Genomic DNA, 14,791 nt, shown 5'->3' on the forward strand with positions numbered 1-14,791 from the left:
CATCAGTTTTTATGGGCTCCCTTAAATATTATCGGTTCTCGAAACACCTCTTTATGTGGATAGGATCCATAAAAATCAACATAGTTTTATAAATTTAATCTTTCGGCTTGACATAAATAAAATTATATGGTAAATTATGAATGAATAATTATAAATATTCATTCATAAAGAGGTTGAAATGGATAAAAAAGAAGAACTTTTGGCTAGTGCACATGCCATTTTTACAAAAAAGGGATATAAGGAAACAAATATTTCGGATATTACAAAATCAATAAATGTTGCAACAGGTTCTTTCTACAAATATTATTCTTCCAAAGAAGATATATTTTTAGAGGTTTACAAACTTGAAAATACGAGAGTGAGGCAATTAGTTATGGAACATGTTGATTGGCAGCTGCCGATCGAATCGATTATTGAATCATTGTTTTTCGTAACTTCAAAACATTTATTTGGGAATAAGATAATGGCGGAATGGAGTAATCCCAAAATATCAAAGATTCTACGTAAATACTATTTTTCAGAACAAGGAAAAAAGGATAATCAATTTCACAATTTTTTGATGACTGTGATTGATAAAAAAATGAAAGAATTAAAAATTAAGCCTCAATTAGCCGTTCAGTTAAAGAGGGTATATGAGTTTTTATATTATATTGATTGCCATGTAACGGATTCTGATTTTGAAGGCTGCAGTGAAGTAATTAAACTTCTTACAGTATATTTTGTAAAAGGTTTGGTATATGAAAATTCCGCTAGATAATATTTGTATTTAATGGGATGTTCTATGATATATAATAAAACTTTTGATATACAAAAAAAGATTTTTATCAATACCTTGACTTTATTAAGAATACCTCTTTCTATTATGTTTAATGTCATGTTGTTATATGAAGAACGCAGACTCTTTCTTTACGGCATATTATTTTTGGTAATAGCTTTAACGGATTTTTTTGATGGAAAACTTGCCCGTTATTATAATGTACAAAGTAGGCTAGGCGCTGTATTAGATGTTACAACCGACTTTTTCTTTATTTTTACTACAGCTTGTGTTATGTATAAACAAGGTTTGTTACCTGTAGGTATGATCATAATAATTTTAATTAAATTTACAGAATTTTGTATAACATCATATTTATTTGATAAAAAACTAAAAAAGAATAAATTATTATTTTTCGATAAAATAGGCCGTTTTGTTGCCGTTATATTATATTCAATTCCGATTATAATATTAATATTACATGCATTATTGAACAAATATCTGTTTAATGTTATTTTGCTTTGCGTATATATAACGATAGGATTTTTATCTATTCTTTCATTTTATGCAAGAGTAAGTAAAATAATTCGATATAAAATTAAGATATAAGTTTCAAATGGAACCAACAAAATAAGAGAGGTAAATAATGCGAATAGAGCATATAGCAATGTATGTAAATGATATTGAAAATGCAAAGAATTTTTTTATTAAATATTTTAAAGCAAATTCCAGTGACGGTTATCACAATAAAACGACGAATTTTCGTTCTTATTTTTTGACTTTCGATGATGGAGCAAGGCTTGAACTTATGAATCATCATGATATGCAGGATCCGAATAAGGAAATTCGAAGGACAGGCTTAAGTCATGTTGCATTTAGTGTGGGTTCAAAAAAAATGGTAGATGAATTAACACAAATTTTACAAAATGACGGATACAAAGTTTTATCGGGTCCAAGAACAACCGGAGACGGATATTATGAAAGCTGTATCATCGGTCCCGAAGGCAACCAAATCGAGATAACTGTTTAATTTTTAAAATGATAACTTATCTACTCTCGGTTCCTATTTTCATATCAAGTCTCCATTGCGGAGGCTTGCCGTCATCGCCCCAATATTCATCCATTGAAATAATCTTATCGTCTTCAATTTTCTCCTTAACTTCCTATCCGCTTTACTTCTTCTATCTTGTCTCTTATGACTGCGGCTTCTTCAAACATGAGCATGTCGGCATATTCGGCCATTTGAGCTTCAAGTTTTTTGATAAGTTTTTTTCTGTCGGCAGGGTTTAAAATGTTTAGGCTGTTGATAAGGGGGCCGGCTTCTGCAAGGGCTGCTTCTTTTTTAATTTCATTTTCCCGCGTTAAAATATCTTCAATCGCTTTTTTGATTGTCTTGGGTGTTATACCGTGTTCCTTGTTATAGGCTTCCTGAATAGCACGGCGGCGGTTTGTTTCTTCGATGGTTTCTTTCATGGCATCGCTTATCCTGTCGGCATACATAACTACCTTACCGTTTTCGTTTCTGGCTGCCCGTCCTACAATCTGAATAAGACTTGTAGTAGAACGCAAAAAACCTATCTTATCTGCATCGAGAATTCCGATAAAAGAAACCTCGGGTAAGTCGATGCCTTCTCTTAAAAGGTTGATTCCTATAAGCACATCAAATTCCCCTGCACGCAAGCCCTTTAGAATTTCGACGCGCTCAATCGTTTCAACTTCGCTGTGGATATATTTTACTTTGAGGCCGAGCCCTGTAAGATAATCGGTTAAGTCTTCCGCCATTTTTTTTGTAAGAGTTAAAATGAGACTGCGTTCGTTTAGGGCAATACGTTTTTTTACCTCCCCGTAAATATGCTCCATCTGGCCCTCGCTTTTATGAATCTCGATTATCGGATCCAAAAGGCCTGTAGGGCGTATTACTTGTTCGACAATGCGGGTTGAGTATTTTATTTCTTTAGGGCCGGGGGTTGCGGAAACAAAAACGGCTTGATTGAGCATCTTTTCAAATTCGTCGATTTTTAAGGGGCGGTTATCTAAGGCACACGGAAGACGGAAACCGAAGTCTACAAGATTTTGTTTGCGGCTGCGGTCGCCTTCGTACATTGCTCCCACTTGAGGAAATGTTACATGGCTTTCATCCATGAACAATAAAAAGTCATCGGGAAAATAATGAAAGAGGGTAGCGGGAGGCTCTCCGGGTTTCCGGTTTGCGATTGGGGCCGAGTAGTTTTCGATGCCGGGGCAATAACCCATTTCGGAAAGCATTTCGATATCGTATTCGGTGCGGGTTTTTAGCCTTTCTGCTTCAAGGAGTTTTCCTTCCTTATCTAAAACATTCAGCCTTTCTTCCAATTCATTTTTTATTCTTTCAAGAGCATTGGGGATTGCATCTTCGGGCATTACAAAGTGTTTTGCAGGATAAATGGAAAGCTCTTCGTATTCCTGTATTACCTCACCCGAAATCGGATTGAATTTTCTGATGCGTACAATTTCTTCCCAATCGAATTCAAGGCGGTAGGCATCTTCCATGTAGGCCGGAAAAATTTCCATAACATCGCCTTTGACGCGGAAGCGGCCTCTTTCAAGAACTGCATCGTTTCTTTCGTATTGTAAACTTATCAACTGTTTTTTTAATTTTTCGATTTCGATGTTTACTCCCTTTTCTATGGTTATGCGCAAGTCTCGCCACGATTCGGGAAGTCCTAAACCGTAAATGCATGAAACGGTGGAAACGACGATTACATCTCGGCGTTCCATAAGGCTGAATGTTGCAGATAGGCGGAGGCGGTCGATCTCGTCATTTATTGAAGCGTCTTTTTCTATATAAAGGTCGCGTGCGGGAACATAGGCTTCAGGCTGATAGTAGTCGTAATATGAAACAAAGTATTCGACGGCATTTTCAGGAAAAAAGGTTTTAAATTCCCTGTAAAGCTGGGCGGCAAGGGTTTTGTTGTGGCTTATGATTAGGGTCGGCTTTTGTACGGCTTGAATAATATTTGCCATTGTAAAAGTTTTTCCCGATCCCGTAACACCTTTGAGCGTTTGAAATTTGTCGCCTGCAATTATTCCGTCTGAAAGAGCCTTGATAGCTTCTCCCTGATCTCCTGAAGGTTTATAATCCGAAATAAGTTTAAACTGCTTCATATTATTTTACCTGTCGTGCCGCTTCTAATTTTTCCAAATTTTTAATGAGCTTGCTTGCCGTTAAGCTATAGCTTGCTCCTGCATTTTGAGAAGCAAGGCTGTGGGCGAGACTCCCCGTAATTGCAGCATCAAGAGGCTTATAGCCTTGGGCCAAGAGGGAGCATATAAGACCTGTAAGCACATCGCCTGAACCCGCCTTTGAAAGAGAGGGAGAACCCAGAGTGTTGATAAATATTTTTCCGTTATGGGCTATTAAGGTATTAGCTCCCTTTAGTACAAGTACAAGCTTAGGAAATTTTTTTGAAAAACTTAAGGCCGATGGAAAGCGTTTTTTTTGTATTTCTTCAATGCTTAAATTTCCCAAACCGGTGATATTTAAAAGTGAAGAAAATTCTTTTGGGTGAGGAGTTAAAACGGCAGCACTTAATTCGGGTAAGATTTTTTTTAGTTCGGCATAATAAAAGACATCCGCATCTAAGACCATGGGTATTGATTGTGTTTCCTTTATTTTTAGAATAGAAAAAAGTTCATCGTTTTTTCTTCCAAGTCCTTGACCTATTGCGATGCTTGTAAATTTTTTAACATTGAATTTGCCGGCTTCGAATTTGCCGTCATACATAAAATCGGCTTTTAGGTTTTTAGGCCTTTCCCGATTTTCTCCTATCAATGTTACAAGGCCTGCACCGAATTCCAAGGCGGCAGAAGCTGCCAAAAGTGCTGCCCCGTTTTTTTCTCCTACAATTATTCCTGCATGACCGAAGCTTCCCTTATGGGTGTTTTGTTTTTTTCTTGAAGGGAGAAGCATATCTTCTTTTTCGAGTAAAAAAACATTTGGCTTTTCGTTTTGCTCGTAGGATGAGCGGGGGAGGCCTAGGTCTATCACCTCGATTTTTCCCGTAATATCTTTTGCCTCATCCGAATAAAAGGCCTGCTTTAAGGCTCCCATCGAAAAGGTCATGTTACATAGAATTGCATTGGGGCTTGCTTCTCCGTCAAGGTTTAAGCCGCTCGGTATATCGCAGGCTATCTTAAAGGCCTTGACCTTATTTATCTTCTCTATTGTTTTTTTATCTTCGGCTTTTAAAAGTCCTTTTAAGCCGGTGCCCAAAAATGCATCAAAAAGAATATCGGATTCGGGCAAGATGTTTTTAGCCGTCCTTATATTTAAGGCCTTTAACCTTTCGTATTGTAGTTTACATAATTCAGACTTCGGCTCTTTTAAAATTATGACATGAAGATTAAAATCATCGGCTAAGATTCTTGCAAGGGCGAGCCCGTCTCCGCCGTTGTCGCCCGAACCGCAGACAATCTGTAGAGTTTTTTTTGCATCGCCTTTTTTAAAAGGAAAAAGATTTTTAATTTTTTCCGCTGAACCGCGGGCTGCGTTTTCCATTAAGATTCCGTTTTTTAAATTAAAATCTTCTTCGGCCCTTTTATCCAATTCCCTTAAAGAATAAAAAACATTTTGCATAAGTCCTTTCCCTTTACACCTGCACAAATCTTACAGTCAGATTCGGAATATCTATATCCTCTGCTTTTACATTTATGCGTTCGTTAATCGATAATTCTTTTTTTAACCTCATCTCGGTTTCATAGCCGATGGACGGAATGGAAATGCGAGCCGTGTTTTTTATTGTTTCCAAAATTACGGCTTCTCCTTGCCAGTCAGGGTTTTGTAATAGATAGATCAGAGTCCAATGTTGACGCGAGGCTCTTTCAGCATAGGAACAATTTTTGCCTGCAATGTCTCCCGCCGCTATTCGCATAAGAAGGTCATCGGTTTTCATTACCTCGTTTCCGTCGATAAATTTTAAAAGCTGTTGATGGGCAACCAAGTCTCCATAGCGGCGGAGGGGGCTTGTAATTTGACTGTACATTGCAATTCCGAGGGCTGAATGCATTGCAGGAATTGTACCCACATTTCTCGGCCTCATAGCTTTTCTTTTTCGGTATTCGCCCGCAAGTCCTTCGGGAAGTTTTTTCGGTAATTCGGGAGCTTCCTGACTTACATACTGAAACGGAATATTATTTTTAAAAGCAAAGCGGGCGGCGGCCTCTCCTGCAAGGAGCATCATTTCCTTTATCATCAAAAAAGATTCCGTAAAATTATACGGGCTTATAAAAACTTTTTGGTTGTCATTTTCGGTTTCTACCTTGATTTGAACTTCCGGCATGTCTATCGAAACCGCTCCTGCCGCTTCCCGTTTTTTTCTGTTTCTTTCTGCTATTTCAAAAAGAGGTTTTAGGTTTGCATTCGTCTTTTCTTCATCGGCCTTTTCAAAACTTATACAGCTTACTTTTATCTTGGTACGCAAAATATCTACATCGAGAATTTCAGCGGAGTCATTTAGCTTAAGCTTAAACGACAGGGCATAAGAGTCATCATGCAGGCCGAGGGCAAAGGCATCGACTGCCGATTCTCCCAACATTCGGGATACGCCTTCAGGAATGTAAAGGGTTGCTCCCCGCTTTCTTGCATCCATATCGCTTTTGGAATCGGGTGTAATTATGTCGGCAGGGTTTGCAATGTGAATCCATAAGTTTTCTCCGTCAAAGCATACGGCATCGTCGGGATCGGTGCTGCCTTCGTTGTCGATTGCATAGGAGGTAAGATGAGTCAGGTCTTCGTATTTTTCGTTATGTTCGATAGGCGGCAATTCCAGCTTAGGCGAATTTAACGGATGCTTAAAGCGGGTGGGGTAGGGATTTTTTTCTATCTTCCAATAGCCCGTACTAATTAAAATCTTATGGGCCGATTCAGGAGTTTCTTTTAAGTGAGCTTCATTTAAGAGTTTTGACTTGTCGGTTTTTTCTAAGGCAAGGGCTTCTATTTCCTGCAAAAAGTGAGAATATTTTTTTAAGTCGAAATTTTCTTCCTTTTTTTCTTTTATAAATTTTGATAGGCTGCTTATAAATTCTTTCCGTTCTTGCTCTTCCGCTTGTTTTTCGGTTTCTTTTTTTAGTGCTGCAGCAGCTATGGCCTCAGCTTCTTCTTTTGTTCTTATCTTAATCGGAAGGTCAGGGCTTTCTGCAATAAAAAGAGGGGAGGCCGAAACCAAAAGCCAAGCCGCCCACATTTGTTCGGGTTTTAAATTTTCCCAAACCAATTCGCTTATTTCAGAGAAGAGGGCTGTTCCTTCTTCAAAAAAGTCGGCGGCTTCATTAAAGTCAGGTTCGGGACAAGCTGCGGTCAAAATGTTTTTTAGCGATGAGGAATTATTTGGAGCCAAAACGGAAAAATCTTTTTCGCGCACCTTTTTGATGCCCGTTTCCGTTTCTATTTCAAATTTCCCGTCAGACTGTCCTTTTATAAGAGCCGGACGGTTTTTATATAAGACGATTGCATTAGTATTCATTTTTGTTCCTCAAAATAAGCCGCTTAGAATAAGCATGTTTAAAATAAGCCGCTTACAATAATTTTACAATTCAAGTTTTGTTATGGATATTTGCCTTATAAATCCGTTTAAATATAAAACCTGAATTTTATTCGATTTATAAAAATAGTTTTCACAATCTCCTGCCGTATAAATCGGTTTACCGAAAAAACTTTCAAAAGATTTTTTTGTTTCTCCTACCCGTAAATCGTTGGGCAATGATAAATTGGAATCTGCAAAAATCGAAATCTTTTCTATGTTATTGTTTGTTGCAGTTGAAATTGAAACCTCGGCATTTAAAAAATCGTAATACCACTTTTCAGAAAAATAATTATATTTTATTCCTGAAGGTTTACCCCAATATTCGATTAAATCATCTGTGGTATCTTCAAGCTTAATCTTTTTTAAAATTATAGGATTATATTTTTCCATGGAGAAAATTAAATTACGTAATTGATCCCGCACCTTTAAGGCTTTTTCCGATTCACCTAAACCGAAAAGCATTCTTGCATAATTAAAGATAATAATTCTTTTATCTATTATGCTTCCTGTAATTAAAAAAAGGCTGTCAGTGCTTGCAGTTGTATTTTTTATCATCGACTCCAAAAGTAGTTTTGCCTTAGTATAATCTTTTTGTGAAAGGTAGAGGAGGGATGCATAATTTGTATTTGCAATGAGACTTTCCGTTCCGCTCTCGCTCAAATATGCTTTTTCGGCAAGGGAAAGAGCTTGAGCCCTATCATTGATATTGGGAGAATAAAATAGGAGCATTGCATAGGAGGACTCCATCCCGGATTCTTGAATTGAATTTAGGTAGCTTTTATAAGCTCTTACGGCTTCATCATAATCGTTTATGTTTCCCGGAATTGATTCCGTTTCTTCGTTTTTTTGATCTATCAAAAGACTTTTGGGATCGAAATTTAAAATCTCATAATTTTGTTTTGCTGTTTTTGAATCTTGTGCCGCTGCAGGATAGGCTGTTAAAAGTCCTTTATTTGAAATACCTGATGCCCATTTTTTATGTGCTGTTATAGCTGCCAATCTTTTAAAATACATATTGTTGGGAAAGGCTGTACGAAGGGCCGAAACTCTTTGCTTTGCATCTTCGATAGCATTTTCATCATCACTTCTGACTGCATCAAGCACATAGAAAATTTCATCGGCGACGGCTTCTGCTTCATCCTTGTGTTTAAGTAAATTGCTTATACGCTGTTGCGGTGAAAAGTTATCGGTAAAAAAGCTTTCAAATTTTTTTGCGTAATTAGGATCGGCTTGGATTCTTTTTAGGTCTTCAAGATGACTGTAAAAAAGGTTTGAATCGTAACCTGCAAGTTTTAAAAGAATTAGGGTAAAGCTGTCGGCAGTCAAATTGTATGATTTTAAAAGTTCGCTGTTTTTTTCTCCGCTTCTTCTTGGGTCCGAAAAATAGACGAGCTTATTGTCAAGGGCAAAAGATGCCGCTGCATGGGCTAAAAAAGCTGAAAGCATTTTTTCTCTTTCAATGTTTAAGTTTTTTATTCTTCGCGGAGAAGCTGTTAAATTTTCGGCAATTCGAGCTTCTATGTAATCGAAAAGTCCCGTACTTATCAAGATAGTTCCATCAGGATAAATTCCGCATTTGATTATTTGATTTTCTTCAATTATAAGGCGCATTCTGCCTCGGTAAAGCTCGTTATTTCTTATGAGCATAAAAAGGGAGGCATTAAGCACATCCTGCCAAACTCCTAAATTTTCGCCGGATATTTCGTTTATTGAGGCCGCCGAGATTTCGTTTCGATAAAAATCCATGGCTTCGGTTCGTATTTCTTTAATTGACTTATCTTTTTCTTGGGCAAAACCTTGAGTATAGCCTTGAAAAAGCGTTAAAATGAGAGTAAAACAACAAAGTTTCCTTATAAATTTTCTTTTCATCATTTGCATATAATAGCACAATATCGGATTTTTAGCAAGATTTTGTAACTGCTATAATATGGTTTTATCAATGGCAATACATATCGATTAAAACACTTCCTCGCTTATTTTTAATTGCTCCTCTAGTTTTTCGTAAAACTCAATGTAAAATACCAGTCTCTCTTTCCATAGATCTTCCGCAGATTTTGTTCCCAGTTCTATGTTTAACAATTTGTAAAGCTCATTGAGTCTCTTTTCAACATAATCTTTTTTAAGCGAAATATTCATATCTTTAAAATTATTGTTATGCAGAGTTTCATAAATTCGATACACATCAAACCTGTCAATATTATCCGCATCTCCTACAGTTAGAGCAAATGGGGTGCGCTCTCCCTCAAAATCGGCTTTGTCGTCTACATGAATCGCTATTCCGTAACATATATCGTTAATCCTATCTTCAGGCAATCCCAATTCTTTAAGAAAAGGATAGGAGATTTTTGCCGCATTACGTCCATGGTTAAGCCAATCCTCTTTACCGCAGAATTCTTCGCAGTAAGAAACATCATGGAGAAGACAGGCAATTATCATTTCCGTTCATGTAAGTGTTAGATTAATAATCTCCTGTAGTAATAGCTTTCCTTAAAATACTGTTTATTCTTGTCTGATAGCCTTTACCTAGAGACTGAAGCACGGCAAGAATATCTGCATCTATTTTTATAGAAATTGTTTTTTTAATAGGTGTTACATTCCAATATTCTTCATGAGCCGGCCTTAGTCTTGCAATTTGTTCTTTTGTCAGTTTTGGACTATCCCCATCATACGATATAGGATAATTTTTTATTTCTTCCAATCTTTCAGCTGTTAATTTTTTTGAAGTAATCATAATATTCCTCCCTCAAGTCTTTATCTGCTTGCCGTGCAGATATTAACCGTATTCTATTTTTCTTCTCGGTAAAAAAGACCAATACTATCAATATTCCATTCAAATTTCCAATTCCATAATATCTATCTTCTTTTTCGGAATGTTCAAAATCATATCCTATTAAAAAGGCTGGGTCATCAAATACTTCTAATATTTCTTCAAAGTCTATTCCATGCTTTTCAATATTAGCAAGATTTTTCTCTTCATCCCATTCAAAACGATTATCATTACTTATAATTGTTTTCCCCATAAGTATAATATATATTAATGAGGATATATTGTCAAGTATATTGTATCTTTGCGTCTTTGACAGTTTTTGGCAGTTATTCTGCATTTTAAAAAAAATTGTCAATAGGGTTGACAAAAAAATGGGGGGGGTATAATGAAAAATGTGTGAAAATATGTTGGGTTGACATACCTTAAAGCATTCAGGTAACAAACAATTTGACATTCTTTCGATAAAAATACGAAGTTGCAATGAAAAAGAACATTGCAAAAAGGAAGGTAGAAGTGAAACAGAAAAAGAGAGTTTCGATAATCGGAACATTAATTTTAATAATTAGTGCGGTTGCATTAATTACCGGTTGTCTGCAGCCGAATGGCGGAACAATAACAAAAAATATAGTAGAATTTGATTCTGCGCGTGTAAAATGTACAAAAACAAATTCATACTCTTATACGGATATAAATAACGGGGATCAGATACAGGAAAACGATGAATTGCTGTTTCAAGCGATTTGGCTTTCAGGTAAAATTGTTAAAAATTGGTATATCAATGATGTTAAACAGGAAGATCAAACCCGTTCATTGATGAGCTACACGGTAAAGGCATCCGACATTGCAGGCGGAAGGCTTAAAGTCCGATTTGACACTAAAGATGTTGTACAAAAACCTATCGAATTTGATTCTACGCGTGTAACATGCACAAAAACAAATACAGATCCTTATACGAATATAAATAACGGGGATCCGATACAGGAAAATGATGAATTGCTGTTTAAAGCGATTTTACCTGAAGGTAAAATTGTTAAAAATTGGTATATCAATGATGTTAAACAGGAAGATAAAACCGATTCAACAATGCTGTACACGGTAAAGGCATCCGACATTGCAGGCGGAAAGCTTAAAGTCCGATTTGACACTAAAGACCCTGTACAAGGAACTGTAGAATTTGATTCAAGTGTAAAATGCCAAAACACAAATTCATACCCTTATACTAATATAAATACCGGAGCTCCGATACAGGAAAATGATAAATTGCAGTTTGAAGCGATTTTGCCTGCAGGTAAAGTTGTTGAAAATTGGTATATCAATGATGTTAAAAAGAAATATGAAACCCGTTCAGTGATGAGATACACGGTAAAGGCTTCCGACTTTAAAAGCGGGAAAATTAAAATTAGCGTTGTTTTTAAGTAGACAGGGGGAAATACGATGAATAAAAATAAACCGATAAAACCGGCTGATAATCAAGCGAATATGCAAAATCCCAATAAGGGTACAGCCGGTACAAATCGTCAGTATGACCAAAATCAAGGCAATCGCGGTAAACAACTGAATCCAAATAAAAAAGGGAAGTAATTTATCATAATGATAAGTTTAGCCCCGATGCATAGCATTGGGGCATTAAACACTCTTAACAAATAAATATACCTTGATTTTTTCGCATAAGTACGATTAAAATATTCTTTTGTCTGCTTGATTAAAGGTGCTATAATATGTTAGAGTAGGCAAATGGTAAAAGCTGTTTTTGCAGGGTCCTTTGATCCGCCCACCTTCGGGCATTTAAATGTAATTGAAAGAGCTCAAAAGATATTCACCGAGGTACATGTAGTAATCGCAGTAAATAACAATAAAAACTATTTGTTTTCGGGTGAAGAACGTAAACATATGATGGAAGAACTGACCCAAAAATGGGATAATGTTTTTGTAAATACTTGGAATTCGCTGATAGTAAACTATGCCGAAAAAATCGGTGCCAATGTTTTAATCCGCGGAGTACGGAATGTTTCCGATTTTTCCTACGAATTCGATCTGGCTGTTATGAATAAAGGCTTAAATCAGAAGATAGAAACCGTTTTTATGGTTCCCGACACAAAGTACTTTGTGTTGCGTTCAAGTTCCATAAAAGAATTGGCAGCCTTCAAGGGCAATCTTTCCGGCATGGTTCCTCCCATAGTCGAAAAGGCCTTAAAGGAAAAAATAGAGGAAATATAAAACCCTTTGCGTAGGGGTATAGATGTTTATTATAGAAATTTTAGTTCCCATTTTCCTTTTGGTGTGGTCTATTTCATCTTTTTTAGGGTATTTATACACCCGTTATTTAGATAAATACGATAGGGCCGTCTTACCCGGATGCCGTATTAATGCCCAAAAATATCAATGGAGCTCAAAACAGGTTTGGGAAGGCTCTTTTACCCTGCTTTCCGGCTTGTGGTTAAAATTTTTTTGTATCTTTGCACCTATAAGCCTTAGTATTGATAGTCTTTGGCTCTTCCTTAAATCCTTCCGCTTATATATCTCGATAGCCGGAGGCCTGTTTTTTCTCATTTTTATGCTTATATTTATAATAAAGGGAATAAAAATACACAAGTCTTTTTGCTCAAAAGGGTGGTTTTGGACTTCTTATAATACAGGAAAATCAAACGGATTTAAGATAATTTAAGACGGTTTCAATTTATGATTATTCTATTTGAAACCATTTTGATAAGGGCATGGTCCGTCCTGCCTTGTTCCAATTATGGTAGTGTTCAAAAACCTTGGATACTATATGGAATTTTTGAACCAAGATATCGATTGCCAAAAAACTACGCCAGTAATTATAAAAAATTGAAGTATAATTCTCATCATAGGTTTCTTGTCCGAAACTTTCTATAGATGAAATGCCGTATTTTTCTTCAAAAAGTTTGACCAGACTAGTATTAATTTGTTTTTCTTTTTCAAATTCTTCGGTTGTAAGAAAAAATTTTTTGCTTATATATTCGACCATCCCTTCTTCAAACCAAATGCCTTCTGTCAATTTTTTTTCATCTTCGAAATCGTCAAGAAAGAGTTCGCTTTGATGCATTAATTCATGTCCTATTATTTGCAAAATACTATTTTCATTTATGTCATTTGAATAGTAACTTTGAATATTTTCCACAGCCTTGAGTTCGTAGACTTCGAGTTGTTTTAAATATATGGATTTCCAAATATTAAGTTCAGGTGTGATAACCATTCTAATTTCATTGGTATATGCCGGAATACTTATGCTGCGGTGTACCCTTGTTGCCATATCAAAATCTGCAAAAACTATATATTCAGGCAGATCTTTTACACTGTAGGAATTTTGAATAAAATCAATATAAGCCGCTATTTTACTTTTATGAGTTTCTAAAAATAAATTATATTCTTTAAGTTTATCGATGCTCCTAATTGAATATGCATATTCCATATGTTTTATCATAATACCAATTCTTTTAATGATGTTTCCAAGACTTGAGAAAAATTTATGCCTTGTTGTTCTGCTTTTAGCTTTAAACCATAGGGGATAGTACAGTTTGTCCTAACACGCCTGCTATCTATTTCATTTTTTACGAGGTCAGGGTAAATAGTAATGGCACAAACTATATCTCCATCGTTTGTCTGTATGCCTGAAAACTCCTCAACAGGCAGTTTTTCTCCGTCTTTTTCCATTCCATATATATGAAGTTCTAAAGCTTCTTTTGCCATTTTTTGTGCATCAATAAAGTCTTTTCCATAGCTTACACAACCTAAAACATGCGGAAAATATACACTATATGCACCACCTTCTGCCGGTTCAAAAACAGCCAAATATGTTTTATTTCTCATTTTATACCTCTTATTTTCAAATGTTTTAATTGATAATGTGAACCTTTAGTTTCACAAATATACCATCCGTTTTGTTTTAAGAGCTTTAACACTTCCTTTGCTGTCATATGTAAATTATATGTATAAAAAATGCGTATGTCAATGGTTGAAATTTATTTTCAATCTTACTGTTTTTTCCTCATCATAAAATAGTAAAGACCCGCAATAAGATAAAGACAGGCCGAACTTATAAAAAATGAATCGGTTTTGATAAGGCCCGCTGTAATTCCTCCGGCTAAGAAAAAAAGAATATTGAGGCTGTAAAACAAAAAAAATCGGAATTTGTCTTTTTTGCCCCTAAGGCACATAGCCAGGGCAAAGGCTGCATCTGTAAGGTAGCCTGTTATGTGGGTGGTTCTTACAAGGATGTCTCCATAGAAGATAAACATGGCGTTTTGAACTCCTGCTGCGAAGCTTAGGGCAGATACTTTGAGGATTTGGGGTGTTTTAAACAATGCCAAACTTAAAAATATCATAGCCAGGCCCATCAGCAAAATGCCGTATCTTTTCTTTAATCCGAATTTTCTTTGGTGGAATAAAAGTCCCGAAAAAAAAGCTCCTGCAAAAAAGGCAAGAATAGCCGAGCAGATTATAAAAACTTCCGTTATATTTTTGTGTACTATTGAAAGGGCAAGATGACTTACGTTTCCCGTATGGTGGCTTACAGGCAAAGAAAAGCTGCGGATTGCTTCTACATTTATAAAACCTGACAAGAAGGTTAAAAAGGCTATCCAGATTTTAAATCTCAGGTCTTTTAAGGTGTCGGTCATAATTAACCTATCGGCCTAAAATCCGGCAGCTTGTTTTAAGAACCGGTTTTATAATCAGCTTATAAATACG

The 14,791-nt window shown here is 36.1% G+C and carries 17 protein-coding genes and 1 pseudogene; 7 read left to right on the forward strand and 11 right to left on the reverse strand.

Annotated features, from left to right (window positions below):
* Nucleotides 1-178 precede the first annotated feature (178 nt).
* The 3 genes from HGJ18_RS03425 to HGJ18_RS03435 are packed head-to-tail and all read left to right on the forward strand — an operon-like array spanning nt 179 to nt 1,784.
* Nucleotides 179-757, forward strand: coding sequence for a TetR/AcrR family transcriptional regulator (locus HGJ18_RS03425; protein ID WP_002668724.1), 579 nt, complete (start codon nt 179-181; stop codon nt 755-757).
* A 24-nt stretch (nt 758-781) separates the two neighbouring features.
* A complete protein-coding gene (locus HGJ18_RS03430) occupies nt 782-1,363 on the forward strand; it encodes a CDP-alcohol phosphatidyltransferase family protein (RefSeq protein WP_253697677.1) in 582 nt (193 codons plus the stop codon).
* A gap of 37 nt (nt 1,364-1,400) precedes the next feature.
* On the forward strand, nt 1,401-1,784 hold the full coding sequence (locus tag HGJ18_RS03435; protein WP_253697678.1) for a VOC family protein: 384 nt from the start codon (nt 1,401-1,403) through the stop codon (nt 1,782-1,784).
* Between the two features lie 125 nt (nt 1,785-1,909).
* On the opposite strand, the gene uvrB is transcribed toward HGJ18_RS03435, so the two are convergent.
* From uvrB to HGJ18_RS03470, 7 genes and pseudogenes are all read right to left on the reverse strand, one after another.
* Nucleotides 1,910-3,898 (reverse strand): excinuclease ABC subunit UvrB, encoded by a 1,989-nt coding sequence (gene uvrB, locus HGJ18_RS03440; protein WP_253697679.1) that lies wholly within the window; start codon nt 3,896-3,898, stop codon nt 1,910-1,912.
* A gap of 1 nt (nt 3,899) precedes the next feature.
* Nucleotides 3,900-5,369, reverse strand: coding sequence for an NAD(P)H-hydrate dehydratase (locus tag HGJ18_RS03445; protein WP_253697680.1), 1,470 nt, complete (start codon nt 5,367-5,369; stop codon nt 3,900-3,902).
* Between the two features lie 13 nt (nt 5,370-5,382).
* A complete protein-coding gene (locus tag HGJ18_RS03450) occupies nt 5,383-7,254 on the reverse strand; it encodes a ribonuclease catalytic domain-containing protein (RefSeq protein WP_253697681.1) in 1,872 nt (623 codons plus the stop codon).
* Nucleotides 7,255-7,317: 63 nt separating this feature from the next.
* Nucleotides 7,318-9,186, reverse strand: a complete 1,869-nt coding sequence (locus tag HGJ18_RS03455; RefSeq protein WP_253697682.1) for a hypothetical protein — start codon at nt 9,184-9,186, stop codon at nt 7,318-7,320.
* A gap of 84 nt (nt 9,187-9,270) precedes the next feature.
* Nucleotides 9,271-9,756: pseudogene (locus tag HGJ18_RS03460) on the reverse strand (HD domain-containing protein); the annotation flags it as partial.
* A 16-nt stretch (nt 9,757-9,772) separates the two neighbouring features.
* Entirely contained in the window at nt 9,773-10,045 is a 273-nt protein-coding gene (locus tag HGJ18_RS03465) for a BrnA antitoxin family protein (RefSeq protein ID WP_253697684.1), read from the reverse strand.
* Nucleotides 10,017-10,334, reverse strand: coding sequence for a BrnT family toxin (locus HGJ18_RS03470; RefSeq protein WP_253697685.1), 318 nt, complete (start codon nt 10,332-10,334; stop codon nt 10,017-10,019). Before HGJ18_RS03470 ends, HGJ18_RS03465 begins: the two co-directional genes overlap by 29 nt.
* 260 nt (nt 10,335-10,594) lie before the next feature.
* Between HGJ18_RS03470 and HGJ18_RS03475 the strand changes: the two genes are divergently transcribed.
* The 4 genes from HGJ18_RS03475 to HGJ18_RS03490 all read left to right on the forward strand — a co-directional run bounded on the left by HGJ18_RS03475 (nt 10,595) and on the right by HGJ18_RS03490 (nt 12,746).
* A complete protein-coding gene (locus HGJ18_RS03475; RefSeq protein ID WP_253697686.1) occupies nt 10,595-11,500 on the forward strand; it encodes a hypothetical protein in 906 nt (301 codons plus the stop codon).
* Nucleotides 11,501-11,515: 15 nt separating this feature from the next.
* On the forward strand, nt 11,516-11,662 hold the full coding sequence (locus HGJ18_RS03480) for a hypothetical protein (RefSeq protein ID WP_253697687.1): 147 nt from the start codon (nt 11,516-11,518) through the stop codon (nt 11,660-11,662).
* A 153-nt stretch (nt 11,663-11,815) separates the two neighbouring features.
* The gene (gene coaD, locus HGJ18_RS03485) at nt 11,816-12,298 is read left to right on the forward strand and encodes a pantetheine-phosphate adenylyltransferase (protein WP_253697688.1); all 483 of its coding nucleotides are present in this window, start codon (nt 11,816-11,818) and stop codon (nt 12,296-12,298) included.
* A 22-nt stretch (nt 12,299-12,320) separates the two neighbouring features.
* Entirely contained in the window at nt 12,321-12,746 is a 426-nt protein-coding gene (locus HGJ18_RS03490) for a hypothetical protein (protein WP_253697689.1), read from the forward strand.
* A gap of 18 nt (nt 12,747-12,764) precedes the next feature.
* Here HGJ18_RS03490 and HGJ18_RS03495 read toward each other — a convergent pair whose 3' ends face one another.
* From HGJ18_RS03495 to HGJ18_RS03510, 4 genes are read right to left on the reverse strand one after another with little or no spacing between them, the layout of a single operon-like run.
* On the reverse strand, nt 12,765-13,514 hold the full coding sequence (locus tag HGJ18_RS03495; protein WP_366793575.1) for an elongation factor Tu: 750 nt from the start codon (nt 13,512-13,514) through the stop codon (nt 12,765-12,767).
* A gap of 8 nt (nt 13,515-13,522) precedes the next feature.
* Nucleotides 13,523-13,912: a type II toxin-antitoxin system HicB family antitoxin gene (locus tag HGJ18_RS03500; protein ID WP_002671421.1), complete on the reverse strand. Its 390-nt coding sequence runs from the start codon at nt 13,910-13,912 to the stop codon at nt 13,523-13,525.
* On the reverse strand, nt 13,909-14,019 hold the full coding sequence (locus HGJ18_RS03505; RefSeq protein WP_253697691.1) for a type II toxin-antitoxin system HicA family toxin: 111 nt from the start codon (nt 14,017-14,019) through the stop codon (nt 13,909-13,911). The genes HGJ18_RS03500 and HGJ18_RS03505 overlap by 4 nt, the downstream gene beginning before the upstream one ends.
* A gap of 57 nt (nt 14,020-14,076) precedes the next feature.
* Nucleotides 14,077-14,721 carry a YoaK family protein gene (locus tag HGJ18_RS03510; RefSeq protein ID WP_253697692.1) on the reverse strand — a complete coding sequence of 215 codons (645 nt, stop codon included), beginning with the start codon at nt 14,719-14,721 and terminating at the stop codon, nt 14,077-14,079.
* Nucleotides 14,722-14,791 lie beyond the last annotated feature (70 nt).

The sequence above is a fragment of the Treponema denticola genome (genome assembly GCF_024181405.1).
Classification (GTDB): domain Bacteria; phylum Spirochaetota; class Spirochaetia; order Treponematales; family Treponemataceae; genus Treponema_B; species Treponema_B denticola_D.